Below are 16,996 nucleotides of genomic sequence, written 5' to 3'. Positions count from 1 at the left end.
ATCGAGAATATGGGCAATTTGAAGGACGTTCCACAATGTTTACAGGAACTCCGAGTAGTGATGTTATTGCAACTTACGGGGAAGGAGACAAAACAATTTATGGAGTTAGTGTTAATTATCCTTCAATCGGTTCAGAGAATATTGACTCAAACAATGACGGAGAAATTTCAGCAGAAGAATATAGTCAATGGGTAAATCGATCAATTGCATCTAATAGTTCGCCTGTTGTAGGATATAGTGGCGGCAGTGATGAATTTGATACTCTTATTGGGAGTTCTGGGAAGGATATCTTTGTTTTTGGTGATACGATTGTCAGTAGCCGAGGCTTTTTTCAGGGGGTTCAAACCTTCTACAAAGGAGAAGGAGAAGCTTTAATTCAAGGATTTAATCAAGCCGAAGGAGATGAAATTCGATTGGTGATTAGTTCTAGTGAAACCTACAGTATTCTCCCCTCTGGAGATGACTTAATTATTGCAGTTGAAGGGGATACCATTGCTATTCTTGAAGATGGTGCAGACTTAACATTAACACCGACGAACCTGTTAGACTATCCTGGGCTTTATCAGAGCTTTACACTGATCTAAAGTTTGAAGATGTAGAGACGTGTCTGCACAGGTCTCTACCATCTCCCTTAATTAAAGCTTATCGGCTTCTGTTGGAATTTCCGGTTAAAATTCCCTTGAAAAGTCGGCCGAAAATTCCGTTAGAAGTTCTGTTGGAACTGCTGTTATCTGTTTTGTTAGCATTGCTGTTATCTGTTTTGTTAGCAGTGCTGTNTACACTGATCTAAAGTTTGAAGATGTAGAGACGTGTCTGCACAGGTCTCTACCATCTCCCTTAATTAAAGCTTATCGGCTTCTGTTGGAATTTCCGGTTAAAATTCCCTTGAAAAGTCGGCCGAAAATTCCGTTAGAAGTTCTGTTGGAACTGCTGTTATCTGTTTTGTTAGCATTGCTGTTATCTGTTTTGTTAGCAGTGCTGTTGTCTGTTTTGTTAGAAGTGCTGTTGTCTGTTTTGTTAGAAGTTCGGTTGTAAATTCTATTAGAAGTGGTGTTGGAAGTTCCGTTAGAAGTTCCATTGTCAATTTTACTAGAACTGCTGTTGTCAGTGTTGTTAGAACTTCCGTTGTTGGTTGGACTGGGATTAATACTTTGTGAATAAGCACTTGCAGAGGTATCATTGGTGAAGTAAATATNCTGTTTTGTTAGAAGTGCTGTTGTCTGTTTTGTTAGAAGTTCGGTTGTAAATTCTATTAGAAGTGGTGTTGGAAGTTCCGTTAGAAGTTCCATTGTCAATTTTACTAGAACTGCTGTTGTCAGTGTTGTTAGAACTTCCGTTGTTGGTTGGACTGGGATTAATACTTTGTGAATAAGCACTTGCAGAGGTATCATTGGTGAAGTAAATATGACCTAAAGTTTTATCTTGATAAGTGCGTTTTGTAAACCGCCAACCGGGTTCTAACAGAATTTTGGTAAAGCCATTAGAAAGACCATAGGTTCGACCAATTACAATGGGTTGTTCTTGGGGATTTGCGCGAGACGTTGCCACTAATAATATCTCATTTCCAGTTCCTCGAACACTCAGCGTATGGGAGAGGGCTAAATCTTGTTCTCCCATGCGAACAGAATAGCCATTACTATCGGTTGCTCGTCCGCAAATTCCGGTAAAATCAAAATTGAGCAATAACGGATCAACTTGAATCGGATTATTTCCGCTTTCACTCCAACAAGGCGTCGTATTAGAAACCTGTTCAACAATCACTAAAGAATAGCCATAGTTACGAGGAACTGCGATCGCAATAAATCGTTCTTGTTGGACTTCTTGCTTACCAAATTCAACCGCAATTGCTTCTGAGGCGACATTCAAAGTGGATAAAACTGTCATCGCGACGGCTGCTAAAGTTTGCTTAAATACACGTTTCATAGCTCGTAAAACCTCGATAAATGTGTTCAAAAACCTACTCTATTTACCAGTCAGTAAATAGCAATAAGTTAACCCGGGTGATAGACCAACTTAGATTAGATGACTTGTGAATTGACTCAATCGCTGAATAACTTGCTTCTTCGGATTCAACCCAAGACTATCAGAAGATTTTTGATTTTTAACTATAGATAGAATCCTCGAGCCTAAAAAACTGTCAAATTTGTAACAACTTGAAGATCAGTTTCATTAAGCAAGTCTTTAAACTTTGCATAAATGTTCCGGAACCTCCAAGATTTTTTTCAGGTCATTGAGTTTGTAGCCGTTTTAGGTTAATATTTTTAACCTGCCTATTTTCGATCATTTAAACTGATTCNTTTTGATTTTTAACTATAGATAGAATCCTCGAGCCTAAAAAACTGTCAAATTTGTAACAACTTGAAGATCAGTTTCATTAAGCAAGTCTTTAAACTTTGCATAAATGTTCCGGAACCTCCAAGATTTTTTTCAGGTCATTGAGTTTGTAGCCGTTTTAGGTTAATATTTTTAACCTGCCTATTTTCGATCATTTAAACTGATTCATTAGCCAGCCTCAATTCAATTAGAGGGAAAATGGGTATTCAAACCGAGTTGTGTCCTATTTTTTGCGATCGCCTTGAAATTGTCAATCCTTTCTCAGAAAAAAATAAACTGAGAAACCCGGTTCCTCCTTGCTTTTGCTCAGAAACCGGGTTTTTGCAGAATTTTCAGTTTAAAATTGTTTACACACAAGCGATCGCTTCCGAGGCCACCTCAATCACTTTCCGCCCCACAGATGCCGCTACCGGACGCAAATTTGCCACTAACTGAAGCATCTCCTCTAACGACAACGCCTGACGCGCATCAGACACCGATTTCTCCGGCTCAGGATGACACTCTACCATAATCCCATCCGCCCCACAAGCCACCGCAGCCCGTGCCAGGGGTTCAACTAATTCTCGTTTTCCGGCTGCATGAGACGGATCAACGATAATAGGAAGATGGGTTAACTGTTTGAGTCCGACAACCGCCCCCAAGTCGAGAACATTGCGGGTGAAACTATCGAAACTGCGAATTCCTCGCTCACAGAGAATCACATCGGGGTTGCCATGTGCCAAAATATATTCGGCTGCCATGATGAATTCTTCTAGTGTCGCCGCCAGTCCCCGCTTCAAAATCACAGGTTTTCCCGCTTGTCCGACAGCTTTGAGTAACTCGAAATTCTGCATATTTCGGCTACCAATTTGCAGCACATCCGCATAAGCAACAACCGATTCTATTTGAGGAATAGACATCACTTCTGTTACAACAGGAACGTTATAACGCTCACTCACCCCCCTTAAAATTTTTAATCCTTCCAAGCCAAGACCCTGGAAGGAATAAGGAGAAGTACGGGGTTTGTAGACGCCGCCTCGTAACAGTTGAACGGGCGCTTTTGCTAAATGTTCCGCCACTTGTTCCATTTGTTCGAGACTTTCAACAGTACAAGGACCACCAATAATTAACAACTCTTCACCGCCAACGGTTGTCTGTTCGTTAATTTTAATCTGGGTTTGGTGTTCGGGATGGGTTTTGGTTGCTAGTTTAGCTTGAGACATGGTGAATTTCTCCTTGAGAATGGTTAAGTTTGTGAATGAGTCAAAAANAAATGTTCCGCCACTTGTTCCATTTGTTCGAGACTTTCAACAGTACAAGGACCACCAATAATTAACAACTCTTCACCGCCAACGGTTGTCTGTTCGTTAATTTTAATCTGGGTTTGGTGTTCGGGATGGGTTTTGGTTGCTAGTTTAGCTTGAGACATGGTGAATTTCTCCTTGAGAATGGTTAAGTTTGTGAATGAGTCAAAAAAAAACCCGGAACTTTCAGGTGTTCCGGGTGAGGTCAAAAAACCAGCATGAGAACTTACCCGGAATGTGTTCGGGGCCAAAAATAAAAGCCATAAAAGCAGGTGTAAAGTAAAGTCATTGCTGTTCGGTAATATTGGGAAACTTGTTCTGAGCAATTAAAAAGCCGCAGGTCTTAGTTCTGCGGCTCACCTTGAGTATCCATGAAAGACTGGACTCACTCTCGGTGAACCGGGGTAAACCAATAATAAAAATAGCGATTTGCTGAAAACATAAACTTGCTGGCTCTTTTTGTTGAGTTCAATCCTATCTACTTACGAAGCTAGCACAACAAAGGAATAAAGTCAAGTTTTTTCCCAAAAACCGGGTTTTTATTCGTACTCCCTCCCGACTCCGAGGCGGGTTTATATTTTTCGNGAAAAGGTTTATATCAGTTGTTTGTGGGAGACAGAGATTTTTGAAGAACCCGCCCCTACGGTGACGGGTGACTGTCTAAAAGATCCTTTAAGATGGGAGTAGAACGGTAATTATGCAAGCGAGTGACGAATCCATGACTTCTCAAGTAATTGTTAAAAAGCAAAAGTTAGACAATCCCCCCTTTAAAATTCATTATCTCGGCGATCGGGTTCTGCGTCAGTCGGCGAAACGGATCTCTCGCGTGGATGACGACACTCGCAGATTGATCCGAAAAATGCTACAAACGATGTATAGTGCCGATGGGATTGGTTTAGCGGCGCCGCAAGTCGGAATTCAAAAACAACTGATTGTAATTGACTGCGAACCGGATAACGCTGCAACTCCGCCTTTAGTTTTGATTAACCCAACGATTAAAAAGTTGAGTAAAGAAATCTCTCCCTTTCAAGAAGGATGTTTAAGTATTCCAGGGGTTTATATGGATGTGACTCGCCCTGAAGTGATTGAAGTGTCGTTTAAAGATGAAAGCGGACGTCCCCGCACCATTCGCGCCACTGAACTATTATCCCGCGCCATTCAACATGAAATGGATCACCTAGAAGGGGTTTTATTTGTAGATCGTGTAAAAAATCAATTCGCCCTCACCCAAGAGTTAACTAAACATAAGTTTTCCCCGAAAGCTGTTAACCATATTCAGTCTTAATATCATCTCCGATAATCGATCACGATTATGTAGGGGCGGGTTCTAAACCATCTCTGACACCCATTACTAAATTTAAAAAACCCGCCCCGCCCCCACAATATAATTAATCAACCGGGGTTTTTGGGTATGAGAGGAAAGTAATTGATAGAAAAAAAAGGTGCGTTAGGCGAAGCCAAACACACCCTACGGTTAAGAGATTGAAGGTTTATTTAGTTTCGGTGAAGTCCGCGTCAATCACATCATCAGAGGAACTACTGCTACTAGATGATGCCGAATCTCCATTATCGGGATTTGCACCTGCTGCTTCTGCACCGCCTGCTTGTTGATACAAGTTGCTGCTGACAGTATAAAGCGCCTGTTGTAAATCAGTGGTTAAGGTCTTGATTTTCTCATCGTCATCTTGAGAAATTGCTTCTCGCAAGTCCTTAATCAGCGCTTCTATTTTGGTTTTCTCATCGGCGGGAACTTTATCACCGAGTTCGCTGATTTGTTTCTCGGCTTGATAAGCTAAAGAGTCAGCTTGGTTTTTGCGGTCAATTTTTTCGCGACGTTCTCTGTCGGTAGACGCATTTTGTTCGGCTTCACGCACCATCCGTTCAACTTCGTTATCGGGTAAAGTCGAGGCGCCTGTAATACTAATCGACTGTTCTTTACCTGTTCCCTTATCTTTGGCGGTAACGTTGAGAATACCGTTAGCGTCGATATCAAATGTTACCTCAATTTGAGGCACACCACGCGGCGCGGGCGGAATTCCATCTAAACGGAAGGTTCCCAAACTCTTGTTGTCGTTGGACATTTCCCGTTCCCCTTGGAGAACATGGATTTCAACGTTAGTTTGGCCGTCAACCGCCGTCGAGAAGACTTCAGACTTCTTGGTGGGGATAGTGGTGTTACGAGGAATAATCTTAGTCATGACGCCACCGAGGGTTTCCACACCCAGAGACAAGGGCGAAACGTCCAGCAACAGAATATCTTTGACTTCGCCTGCGAGTACCCCAGCTTGAATAGCAGCGCCCACAGCAACCACTTCATCCGGGTTAACGGATTGGTTGGGGTCTTTACCCAGTACCCGTTTGACCAATTCTTGAATCGCCGGAATCCGAGTTGAACCGCCCACTAATACGATTTCGTCAATGTCGGATTTGTTCAACTTCGCGTCACGAACAGAATTCTCAACGGGAATGCGACAACGATCAATTAAGTCGGCGCAAATTTCCTCAAATTTACCTCGGGTTAACATGGTATCGAGGTGTTTGGGGCCTTCAGGGGTTGCGGTAATGAAGGGCAGGTTAATGTCCGTTTGAGTCAGGCTAGACAGTTCTTTTTTCGCTTTTTCTGCGGCTTCTGTTAAGCGTTGCAGGGCTTGCTTGTCTTTGCGGAGGTCAATTCCTTCATCCCGCATGAACTGTTCAGCTAAATAGTCTACGATTTTCTTATCGAAGTCATCCCCACCTAAATGAGTGTCTCCAGAGGTGGCTAATACTTCAAACACGCCATCGCCAACTTCTAAGATGGAAACGTCAAACGTACCACCGCCAAGGTCAAAGACTAAGATGGTTTCGTTGCTTTTCTTGTCTAAACCATAGGCTAAAGATGCAGCAGTCGGTTCGTTGATAATCCGCTTAACTTCAATACCCGCAATTTTACCCGCGTCTTTGGTGGCTTGACGTTGAGAGTCGTTAAAATAGGCCGGAACGGTAATAACTGCTTCTTTAACCTGTTCACCGAGATATTTACTGGCATCTTCAACCAGTTTACGAAGAATTTGTGCAGAAATTTCTTCGGGGGCAAACTGTTTGTTGCGGGCAGGACAATCGAGTTTAACGTTTCCGTTGCTATCGCGTAGCACTTTGTAGGAAACTTCTGTGGTTTCGTTGGCGACTTCATCGTTTCGACGTCCGATAAACCGCTTCACCGAATAGAAGGTGTTTTCCGGGTTCATTACGGCTTGACGTTTGGCGATTTGTCCAACCAGTTGGTCGCCGTTTTTTGCATAAGCTACAACAGAGGGAGTCGTGCGTAAACCTTCGGCATTAGCGATGACAGTAGGTTTACCCCCTTCCATTACAGCGACACAAGAGTTTGTGGTTCCGAGATCAATTCCAACTACTTTTCCCATAAGGGTTATTTATCTCCAATGACTACATAGAATCTGATACTGTTACCGCCCTGTTGTTTTGGGCCACAGAATACTGCACGTCAAACCTACGGGTTCGATTGAGTCGTGAGTCCGGCTTGAATACAGTTTTTAAGATAGATTGCATATTTCTATACTGTGGGCGGTTAGTCCTTTTTATGAAGGTGGGTTTACCGAACCTCTACCCGAATCGTCAAACTCAATAGGCTTGCGTTTTCAAGTGATTCTGTATTTACTACTGTAGGCACTGGAATTTTATCTCGCATTGTGGCAAACCGTATATTTGAGGTGTATTTGCCGTCAATTGTTATGGGCAATCTTGCAATAGGCAATAGGCAGAAGAAAATACTTGCCTCCTAAACTCCTATTAAATCTAGTCCTATGTGCGAGGACTTTGGTTTTCAGACAGGGATTAAAATCCCTGGTAAACTTACAGTGAGCAGTTTTTACTTCTATGATTAAACAATCTACACCTTTATCTCGATTAATTCTAGTCACTGGCCCTGCACGTTCGGGTAAAAGTGAATGGGCGGAAACGTTAGCCAAAAATTCCGGTTTATCTGTTATTTATATTGCGACTTCTCAACTCAATTCTACAGATACCGAATGGCAAAGTCGCGTTCAGAAACATAAAATCCGTCGTCCGCCTGAATGGAACACTCTGGAAGTTCCCGTTGAATTAGCCCCAACATTGCAACAGATTTCTCAACCTGATACCTGTATTTTAGTCGATTCTTTAGGAACTTGGCTTGCCAATATATTAGAACAAGACGATGAGGTTTGGCAAGATGTTTTAGAAGATTTAATTACTACTTTAACACAAACGTCAGGAGAGATTATTTTTGTCGCAGAAGAAACGGGATGGGGTGTTGTTCCCGCTTATCCCATCGGCAGAACTTTTCGCGATCGCTTAGGAATGTTGACTCGAAAAATTGGCATGATCGCAAATCCAGTCTATCTTATTATGGGCGGTCATGTTTTAAACTTAAGTCAGTTAGGTTCAGCGTTGGAATTGTAAATCTGATGACTCAAATTCAAACCATTACAGAAGTTTTTACCTGCCTCGCTGAAGTCGAAACTCGGTTGAATCTTCGCCAAAATAAAGATTTGCTGTTTTTTCCTGAATGGTATGATCAGCTTCCCTCACTCACACCTGCTGAAGAAAATTCCCTAGATCGAGTTCAAAATAGTTATCTGTATAATAGTTCAGAAGGTTCACTGACTGAAGCAACGGTTAACTTGATTGTTATTTCTCCGCTTCTTTATTTAGCAGGTTTTTGTGATCCACCATTTAAAATTCAAGCTGAGAAGACTGTTGAAGTAACAGCCGCAGATAATAATAACATCTATCGAGGTAGAATTGATGTATTAGTTCTCAAAAATCAATTTTGGTTAGGTATCATTGAATCCAAACAAACTCGTTTTTCTTTCTCTGTTGCCCTTCCTCAAATTTTAGCTTATATGATGGGAAATCCCAACTCGGAACAGCCTATCTTTGGTTTAGTCACGAATGGAGATCATTTTCTCTTTCTCAAACTGATCAAACAACCTGATGCTGAATATAGTCTATCAACCGATTTTTCTATTTATGGTTTACCGGAAAATGAACTCTATCAAGTCTTAAAAGTTATGAAACGAATTGCTGTAAATCTCAACAATTAACGATGAAATCCTCAACAGTCATTCTCAAAGATTTAGTTTTGATTGGCGGCGGACATAGCCATGCCATTGTCCTGAAAAAATTCGGTATGAACCCTATCGCTGGAGTGCGTTTAACTCTGATTACAGATGTGTCTCATACCCCCTATTCAGGAATGTTACCGGGATATGTGGCAGGTTTATATAATTTTGATGAATGTCATATTGATTTACGTCCGTTAACTCAATTTTCTCAAGCTAGAATGATCTTAGATCGGGCGATAGGTTTAGACTTAGAAAATAATCAGGTAATTTGTCAAAATCATCCGCCCATTTCCTTTGATATTTTATCGATTGATATTGGTAGTAAACCCGCGACTTTATCCGTTCCCGGTATCGCTGAAAACGCCATTCCAGTTAAACCGATTTCTAAATTTATTGATTATTGGAACACGGTTAAAAATACAGCCCTTGAAAACCCCAATCAAAAAANCCCGCGACTTTATCCGTTCCCGGTATCGCTGAAAACGCCATTCCAGTTAAACCGATTTCTAAATTTATTGATTATTGGAACACGGTTAAAAATACAGCCCTTGAAAACCCCAATCAAAAAATGCGAATTGCCGTTGTTGGCGGGGGTGCGGGTGGAGTTGAATTAATGTTTTCTATTGATGGATGTTTGTCTAAAATTTATTCTAACACTAAAAACCTCAAAAATCAACTCGAATTGCATCTCTTTCAACGGGGTGCAAAACTCTTACCGGAACGCAGTCAATGGGTGGGTAAACAGGTTGAAAAAATCCTCATAAGTCTAGGGGTTAACCTGCATTTAGAACAAACGGTAAATCAAGTAGAAGCGGCAGGAGAGGAGAAAATAATCAGTTGTGAATCGGGATTAAAAGTCACCTGTGATCGCTTGTTTTGGGTGACACAAGCTTCGGCTGCACCTTGGTTAAAAGAAGCGGGACTTGCAACAGATGAAAACGGATTTATTCAAGTTGATGATACATTGCGATCGCTTTCTCATCCTCATATTTTCGCGGCGGGAGATGTGGCGACAATGGTTAATCATCCCCGTCCAAAAGCCGGAGTTTTTGCAGTCCGTCAAGGTCAACCGTTGTTTGAAAATTTACGACGGGCGTTATTAGAAAAACCTCTCAAACCGTTTATTCCGCAAAAACAATTTCTGATTTTAATTGGGACGGGGAATGAACAAGCTATCGCCTCTCGCGGTCTAATCGGTTTAGGGCCGTATCCTTTATTATGGCAGTGGAAAGATCATATTGATCGCAAATTTATGAATCAATTCACAAACCTAGAACCGATGTCAGATAAACCTGATAAACCCGAAAAAATTCAAGTTAAAACTCCAAAAATGCGGTGTTCGGGTTGTGGTTCAAAAGTGGGACGTTCAGTTTTAGAAAATGTCTTAAATAGAATTCAATCTGAAACGCGAGAAGATGTTATAATCGGACTTAAAGACGCAGAAGATGCAGCCGTAATTCGAGTCCCACCCGAACAGGTAATGGTGCAAACCGTTGACTATTTTCGCGCCTTATTAGATGATCCGTTTATCTTTGGAAAAATAACAGCTAATCATTGTTTAAGCGATTTATTTGCAATGGGGGCGACGCCTCAAAGTGCATTAGCAATTGTGACGCTTCCCTACGCCATTTCAACCAAACAAGAAGAAACACTTTTTCATTTATTATCAGGAGTCAAAGAAGTCTTAAATTCGGCTTCCGCTTTGTTAATTGGTNCCTTATTAGATGATCCGTTTATCTTTGGAAAAATAACAGCTAATCATTGTTTAAGCGATTTATTTGCAATGGGGGCGACGCCTCAAAGTGCATTAGCAATTGTGACGCTTCCCTACGCCATTTCAACCAAACAAGAAGAAACACTTTTTCATTTATTATCAGGAGTCAAAGAAGTCTTAAATTCGGCTTCCGCTTTGTTAATTGGTGGACACACAACCGAAGGCGAAGAATTAGCGTTGGGTTTAACCTGTAATGGGTTTGCTGAGGCGGATAAACTACTCAGAAAAAGCGGAATGAAACCCAACCAAGCATTAATTTTAACCAAAGCCATTGGCACCGGAACCTTATTTGCTGCGGATATGCAACTCAAAGCAAAAGGACGTTGGATAGAAACTGCAATTGAGTCTATGTTACTCTCAAACCAACAAGCCGCAGACTGTTTTAAACAGCATCAAATCACCGCTTGTACTGATATTACCGGATTTGGATTAATTGGACATTTACTCGAAATGATTCAAGCTTCAGATGTTGCTGTCCAACTCAATTTAGACGCTATTCCGATTTTAAACGGGGCGAAAGAAACCAGCCAACAGCGTATTTTTAGTTCACTCTATCCTGAAAATCATCATTTCTCCAAAAGCATTCAAAATCAACAACAAGCCAGTCAACACCCCCTTTATCCCTTATTATTTGATCCCCAAACTTCCGGCGGTTTACTCGCCTCTGTTCCCCTCGAACTAGCCAACTCTTGCTTAAATCACCTCAAAGGTTTAGGATATATTGAGAGTAGTATTATCGGTCAAGTTAAACCCGAAACTGCGGGAAAATTACCGATTACTCTCAAATTCTAACTCGATTTCTAAAGTTTATAGCACAAACAATGAAACTGCCAACTTTTAGAAACAGAATAAAAATCATAAAACCTTTGTGTNGTTCCCCTCGAACTAGCCAACTCTTGCTTAAATCACCTCAAAGGTTTAGGATATATTGAGAGTAGTATTATCGGTCAAGTTAAACCCGAAACTGCGGGAAAATTACCGATTACTCTCAAATTCTAACTCGATTTCTAAAGTTTATAGCACAAACAATGAAACTGCCAACTTTTAGAAACAGAATAAAAATCATAAAACCTTTGTGTCTTCCTGTCTTCGTGGTCAGTTTAATCTTATCATCAACCTCAGTATTAACCGAAAATATTCGCGCCCAGAAACCCACCTTAACTCAAGCACAAACATCTAGTAAAATTCCCAAAATTTTAGATGCCAATTCAACCTTAGAAAAAATAGCAGACGGTTTCCGATTTGTAGAAGGCCCAATTTGGCATCCCGAGGGTTTTCTATTATTTAGTGATATTCCTGAAAATACAATTTATCAATGGAAACCCAACGAACCTGTGAAAGTGTTTCGTCAACCATCAGGAAATGCTAACGGAAATACATTAGATTTACAAACCCGTTTAATCACGGCTGAACATTCAAACCGTCGTGTTTCTCGCACCGAAAAAGACGGTGAAATTGTCACTTTAGTGAGTGAATATCAAAACAAAAAACTGAACAGTCCAAACGATTTAGTGGTAAAATCAAATGGGAGTATTTATTTTACAGACCCGCCCTATGGCATCAAATCAGACCAAGAAGAATTAGGATTTTATGGCGTTTATCGGATTTCACCGGATGGAGAATTAACATTACTAATTGATGATTTTGTTCGTCCGAATGGGATTGCATTTTCACCCGATGAAACGAAACTTTATATTAATGATTCCCAGGAAAGTCATATTCGGGTATTTGACGTTAAAGCCGATGGAACCTTAACCAACGGACGGATTTTTGCCACTCAAAAACACCCCGAAAAAAAAGGAGTTCCTGATGGGATGAAAGTAGATAGTCAAGGAAATGTGTATAGTACCGGGCCAGGTGGTGTCTGGGTCTTCTCACCCTCTGGGGAGAAATTAGGCATCATAGAAACGCCAGAAACAGCCGCTAATTTAGCTTGGGGAGATACGGACTACAAAACCCTTTATATTACCGCTAGTAGCAGTCTTTATCGAATACGGTTAAATGTTCAAGGAGTTAAACAATAATTCATCCTATCAAACATTTTTTGACTTAAGAAACTCACAACAAAGACACAAAGCCATCAAGAAAATCTCTCTTCGTGTCTTCGTGTCTTTGTGTTTTTCCTTTACTAATAAACGAAACTAAGCAACAATTTCTTGAACTTGTTTTTCTTTAGCTTCTTTAGCTTCTTTAGCTTCTTGAGCTTCCATTGCTGCTTTTTCCTTCAAATATTCAGCCAATTGTAATTCAATTTGATCGCGAACAATTTTGCGATAGACATGGAAATGTTCTAAATGACCACAAAGAGAAATATAGCGGTCAAAAAGTGCAGGATTCTTCCTGAGAATATCCACCAAATAAATCCAAAACGTCCAACGAGTTTTCCGAAGAACACCTTGACGGAAACATATAGTTAATAACGCTCTTAATGTAACCCAATCCGTTAACTTACGGCGAGTAACAGGATTTCGCGGTTTACCAACTTTAAGGAAGTAACGATGAACCCGATCTAAATAGGTTTGAGGGTCATAAAGATACCAGAAACCCTCCACATATTCACGGGCAATTTCTTCAATCGGACGAGTGGGAACAAAGTTCATTAACGTGGTTTGGTTAACATTTCCACTGGCATTCAGTAGCCGTCCCTCCTTTTCTAAACGATGCCATAAAGCAGTATTTGGGAGCGCTTGCAACATACTAAACATTGCCATCGGAATTCCAGTTTTCTCTACAAACTGAACAATCCGCTCACCTGCTCCGCTTTTTTCCTGATCAAAACCAATAATAAACCCAGCCATCACGTCCAAGCCTGTTCGGGAAATTTTCTCAACAGATTCACTGAGAGAGTCGCGAGTATTTTGAAACTTTTTGGTGAGGGTTAAACTCGCTTCATCGGGTGTTTCAATCCCCATAAAGACAGAGTAGAAATTCGCCTCAACCATCAACTCCATTAATTCCTGATCGTTGGCTAAATCAATCGAAGCTTCTGTAAAGAATCGGAAGGGATAGTCATTTTCATGCTGCCAAACCTTCAAATCTTTCAACAACAACTTAACATTCCGTTTGTTGCCGATAAAATTATCATCAACTAAGAAAACAGCCCGTCGGAAGCCTAATTCTTTGAGACGGTCGAGTTCAGCAATCAGTTGAGCAGGTGTTTTTGTGCGCGGTTTGCGACCATAGAGGACAATAATATCGCAAAATTCGCATTGAAAAGGACAACCGCGAGAATACTGAATGGCGATCGTTTCATAGACCTCTCTTTCGAGGAGATCAAAGCGAGGGATGGGCGTTTTAGTAATATCTGCTTTTTCACCATTGGCAGTAAAAACCCCAGTTTTTTCCCCTCGTTCTAAGGCTTCTACAAACATCGGTAAGGTGATTTCGCCTTCGTCTAAAACCAAGTAATCTGCACCTGCTTCTTGAACTTCGTGGGGTAAAGAAGTCGAATAAGGGCCACCAACTGCCACAGGTTTACCGCGCCGTTTCGCTTCTTTAATTTGATCAATCAAGTCCTCTTTTTGAACAATCATCGCCGACAGAATGACAATTTCTGCCCAGTCCCATTCGGCTTCTGTTACGTCTCGAACATTCCGGTCAACGAGTTTAAATTCCCAATCTTGAGGTAAAATCGCTGCAACTGTAATTAACCCCAAAGGGGGTAATAATGCTTTGCGTTTAATCAAAGCTAATGTTCTTTCAAATGACCAAAAACTGGGTGGAAAAAGAGGATATAAAAGTAAAGCTCGCATGATGAATCTACTTCGTGTTGTAATGAACAGTTAACGCCAAAACTCTTTATAACGCACAATAACAGGTATGATGAGATCACCTGAAAATCTTGAGAGTGAAGAACTATTGAGTTTAGGCTACAAAATTGGACAAATCCCTCTAAATGAATGACAAAGACCTGCTTATAAAGCATAACAGGAATTCTCAGAATTGACTGGGAAGAGGTTAGCTTTTCATCAAGAATTACTAACCCCTATTTTCTCATGCCTCNAACTCTTTATAACGCACAATAACAGGTATGATGAGATCACCTGAAAATCTTGAGAGTGAAGAACTATTGAGTTTAGGCTACAAAATTGGACAAATCCCTCTAAATGAATGACAAAGACCTGCTTATAAAGCATAACAGGAATTCTCAGAATTGACTGGGAAGAGGTTAGCTTTTCATCAAGAATTACTAACCCCTATTTTCTCATGCCTCCCTAGTGCATTTTCTCGACTTCTTCTGCAAGAATCTCAACCGTCGAGCGAATTTGCTCCTCGGTGTGATTGCAGGTAATGAAAAAGCGTAGACGAGCGCCATTATGAGGAACAGAGGGATAAATCATAAACGGTACATTAATCCCGCGTTTAAACAAATTTTGGGACAGTTGCACGGATTTGAGGGAATCACCGACAATAATCGGAATCACGGGAGAATCCAGACTGGTTCCGGTGTTGAGGCCCTTTTGTTTCGCCAACTCCAAGAACAACTTAGATCGCTCATGCAGTCGGGTGACTCGTTGAGGTTCAGCTTTCAACACCTGAATCGCGGCCAACACCGAAGCGGCATTTGGGGGAGAAATTCCCACGCTAAACACAAAACCGGGCGCGGTATACTTGAGATATTCAACCACAGCTTGACCCCCAGCAATATAGCCGCCACAACTGGCAAAAGACTTGCTGAGGGTTCCCATCCACAAATCCACATCCGCCGCATCCACATCGAAATATTCTCGAATGCCGCGACCGTTGGCCCCCAAAACCCCAATTGAGTGAGCCTCATCAACCATGAGGAAGGCCTTATAACGCTTTTTAATCTCAATAAATGCGGGGAGATAGGGGATATCACCATCTGTACTGTAAACCCCCTCAACGATAATCAAAACCCGCTTGTAACGATGACGACGTTCTTGGAGAACCCGATCCACCGCTTCCCAGTCATTATGAGGAAAAGCAACGGCCGTTGCCCCTGAGAGCAAACAGCCTTGCAACAGACTATTGTGACTCAGACAATCATGGACAATCAGATCATTTTGTCCGAATAAATGACCCACTGTTGTAACATTGGTAGCATGACCCCCAACAAACACAACACTATCTTCAGCCCCAATAAAATCAGCAATTGCCCGTTCAAGCTGGCGATGTAGGGGTTTTTCCCCCGAAACCAAGCGACTGGCAGATACCGAAGTCCCGTAGTGATCAATGGCATCTTTAGCGGCTTGGGACACAATCGGATCACCGGACATTCCGATGTAATTGTAGGTAGCATAGTTGATCAGTTCTCGGCCCGCGACAATCGTCGTATTGCTGTTTAAGGCTTCTTGGGGGGTGAAGAACGGATTATTAATCCCCAGGGCGGCAATTTCCTGCTGTTGCTGCTTGAGCTTGCGATACTCCGGATAATGTTCAAAACGGTAGTATTCTAGAGGGATTTCGGGAGGCGTTGCTAATTTTGCCTTCTGACGCAGTAACTCGGCCAACAGTGATCGCTTNTGTAATTGTAGGTAGCATAGTTGTCAGTTCTCGGCCCGCGACAATCGTCGTATTGCTGTTTAAGGCTTCTTGGGGGGTGAAGAACGGATTATTAATCCCCAGGGCGGCAATTTCCTGCTGTTGCTGCTTGAGCTTGCGATACTCCGGATAATGTTCAAAACGGTAGTATTCTAGAGGGATTTCGGGAGGCGTTGCTAATTTTGCCTTCTGACGCAGTAACTCGGCCAACAGTGATCGCTTTTCGGTGGGGCTAAGATGGGCAATTCCTTGTGATGTGTTGGTCATTAATGACTTTCCTCTTCTGACAGCATCGAATTTAACAGGTCATCCACCTCTTGATCGGACATTTGATCCAGTCGTTCTAACAGTTCCTCAGCTTTTTCGGGCGGAATGGGGTTTCTCTGAGGTTTAATGCTGGCATCGCGTGAAGTGTCCTCAGCCAAATATTCTGATAATGTTGCAATATTGGGATAGTCCCAAAGAATGGTGGGGGGCAGCCTTCGCCCCAGAATATTTTCCAAATCTCCAGACAGGTTAACCGCCTCGATGGAGTTCAGACCATAATTGGCAAAATCCTCATTGAGATCAATTTCGTCGATTTCAAGTCCCAGTCGCTCGGCCAGTTGAGCGATCAACCATACTTGAATTGCCTGAGCATCCTGAGATAATGCAGGGGAGTCCACAGGAGATTGCGGATTGAGCTTCATCCCAGTTGGCTCTGGAGCCGTTTTTCCATTCAAAGACTCGTTTAACAGTTGCATGATTCACTCCTCTATCACGCTAAAAATTTAGCATCACTCCAGTTTAGGGGGTAGCCCTGGGAAATTTGCCCTGTGTCTCCCCAATATTGATCCGTTCTCAATTCTAATGTTCGATTTGGGCAAGACATGATGGTTATTTTGCCATGAGACCCATAAAAGTAGAAAGATCGACTGAAAAATCTCTAGATTTCCCATAGACGCAAAATAGAGATAGCCTATGTTTTCGGTCTGAAGGCGTCCTCTTCCGGACAA

At 41.8% G+C, this 16,996-nt stretch carries 11 protein-coding genes and 3 pseudogenes; 7 read left to right on the top strand and 7 right to left on the bottom strand.

The genetic code is table 11. From position 1 onward, the window contains the following. A pseudogene (locus WN50_RS06855) lies at window positions 1-584 on the top strand (hypothetical protein); the annotation flags it as partial. A 612-nt stretch (window positions 585-1,196) separates the two neighbouring features. Here WN50_RS06855 and WN50_RS06850 read toward each other — a convergent pair. Both WN50_RS06850 and WN50_RS06845 read right to left on the bottom strand, forming a co-directional pair. Beyond that, window positions 1,197-1,923, bottom strand: a 727-nt coding sequence (locus tag WN50_RS06850) for a DUF3747 domain-containing protein (protein ID WP_152964732.1), incomplete at its 3' end; no start/stop codon positions are given. Between the two features lie 758 nt (window positions 1,924-2,681). Continuing rightward, on the bottom strand, window positions 2,682-3,557 hold the full coding sequence (locus tag WN50_RS06845) for a bifunctional 3-deoxy-7-phosphoheptulonate synthase/chorismate mutase (protein WP_281062629.1): 876 nt from the start codon (window positions 3,555-3,557) through the stop codon (window positions 2,682-2,684). A gap of 778 nt (window positions 3,558-4,335) precedes the next feature. Between WN50_RS06845 and def the strand changes: the two genes are divergently transcribed. Next, window positions 4,336-4,902 carry a peptide deformylase gene (gene def, locus WN50_RS06835; protein ID WP_046281415.1) on the top strand — a complete coding sequence of 189 codons (567 nt, stop codon included), beginning with the start codon at window positions 4,336-4,338 and terminating at the stop codon, window positions 4,900-4,902. A gap of 205 nt (window positions 4,903-5,107) precedes the next feature. Here def and dnaK read toward each other — a convergent pair whose 3' ends face one another. Then, complete coding sequence (dnaK, locus tag WN50_RS06830; RefSeq protein ID WP_046279752.1) at window positions 5,108-7,021, bottom strand: molecular chaperone DnaK; 1,914 nt, start codon at window positions 7,019-7,021, stop codon at window positions 5,108-5,110. Window positions 7,022-7,493: 472 nt separating this feature from the next. Here dnaK and cobU point away from each other — a divergent pair, with 472 nt between their 5' ends. The 5 genes and pseudogenes from cobU to WN50_RS06805 all read left to right on the top strand — a co-directional run bounded on the left by cobU (window position 7,494) and on the right by WN50_RS06805 (window position 12,520). Further along, the gene (cobU, locus tag WN50_RS06825; protein ID WP_046279753.1) at window positions 7,494-8,057 is read left to right on the top strand and encodes a bifunctional adenosylcobinamide kinase/adenosylcobinamide-phosphate guanylyltransferase; all 564 of its coding nucleotides are present in this window, start codon (window positions 7,494-7,496) and stop codon (window positions 8,055-8,057) included. Between the two features lie 5 nt (window positions 8,058-8,062). Continuing rightward, window positions 8,063-8,701, top strand: a complete 639-nt coding sequence (locus tag WN50_RS06820; RefSeq protein WP_046279754.1) for a type I restriction endonuclease — start codon at window positions 8,063-8,065, stop codon at window positions 8,699-8,701. A 493-nt stretch (window positions 8,702-9,194) separates the two neighbouring features. Beyond that, window positions 9,195-10,436: pseudogene (locus WN50_RS30815) on the top strand (FAD-dependent oxidoreductase); the annotation flags it as partial. A gap of 1 nt (window position 10,437) precedes the next feature. Then, window positions 10,438-11,288, top strand: an 851-nt coding sequence (gene selD / locus WN50_RS30810) for a selenide, water dikinase SelD (RefSeq protein WP_152964731.1), incomplete at its 5' end; no start/stop codon positions are given. Between the two features lie 236 nt (window positions 11,289-11,524). Next, on the top strand, window positions 11,525-12,520 hold the full coding sequence (locus tag WN50_RS06805) for an SMP-30/gluconolactonase/LRE family protein (protein WP_072075549.1): 996 nt from the start codon (window positions 11,525-11,527) through the stop codon (window positions 12,518-12,520). A 117-nt stretch (window positions 12,521-12,637) separates the two neighbouring features. Here WN50_RS06805 and WN50_RS06800 read toward each other — a convergent pair whose 3' ends face one another. The 4 genes and pseudogenes from WN50_RS06800 to WN50_RS06785 all read right to left on the bottom strand — a co-directional run bounded on the left by WN50_RS06800 (window position 12,638) and on the right by WN50_RS06785 (window position 16,744). After that, window positions 12,638-14,248, bottom strand: coding sequence for a B12-binding domain-containing radical SAM protein (locus WN50_RS06800; RefSeq protein ID WP_046279756.1), 1,611 nt, complete (start codon window positions 14,246-14,248; stop codon window positions 12,638-12,640). Between the two features lie 462 nt (window positions 14,249-14,710). Further along, window positions 14,711-15,970, bottom strand: a complete 1,260-nt coding sequence (locus WN50_RS06795; protein WP_281062858.1) for an aminotransferase class I/II-fold pyridoxal phosphate-dependent enzyme — start codon at window positions 15,968-15,970, stop codon at window positions 14,711-14,713. 13 nt (window positions 15,971-15,983) lie between these two features. Further along, window positions 15,984-16,268 (bottom strand): annotated as a pseudogene (locus WN50_RS06790) (aminotransferase class I/II-fold pyridoxal phosphate-dependent enzyme); the annotation flags it as partial. Beyond that, a complete protein-coding gene (locus tag WN50_RS06785; RefSeq protein ID WP_046279758.1) occupies window positions 16,268-16,744 on the bottom strand; it encodes an acyl carrier protein in 477 nt (158 codons plus the stop codon). The pseudogene WN50_RS06790 and the gene WN50_RS06785, both read right to left, overlap by 1 nt. Window positions 16,745-16,996 lie beyond the last annotated feature (252 nt).

It is taken from the genome of Limnoraphis robusta CS-951, from assembly GCF_000972705.2.
Note: the sequence above shows the minus strand (reverse complement) of the source record. Positions and strands in the feature narration are given on the sequence as shown.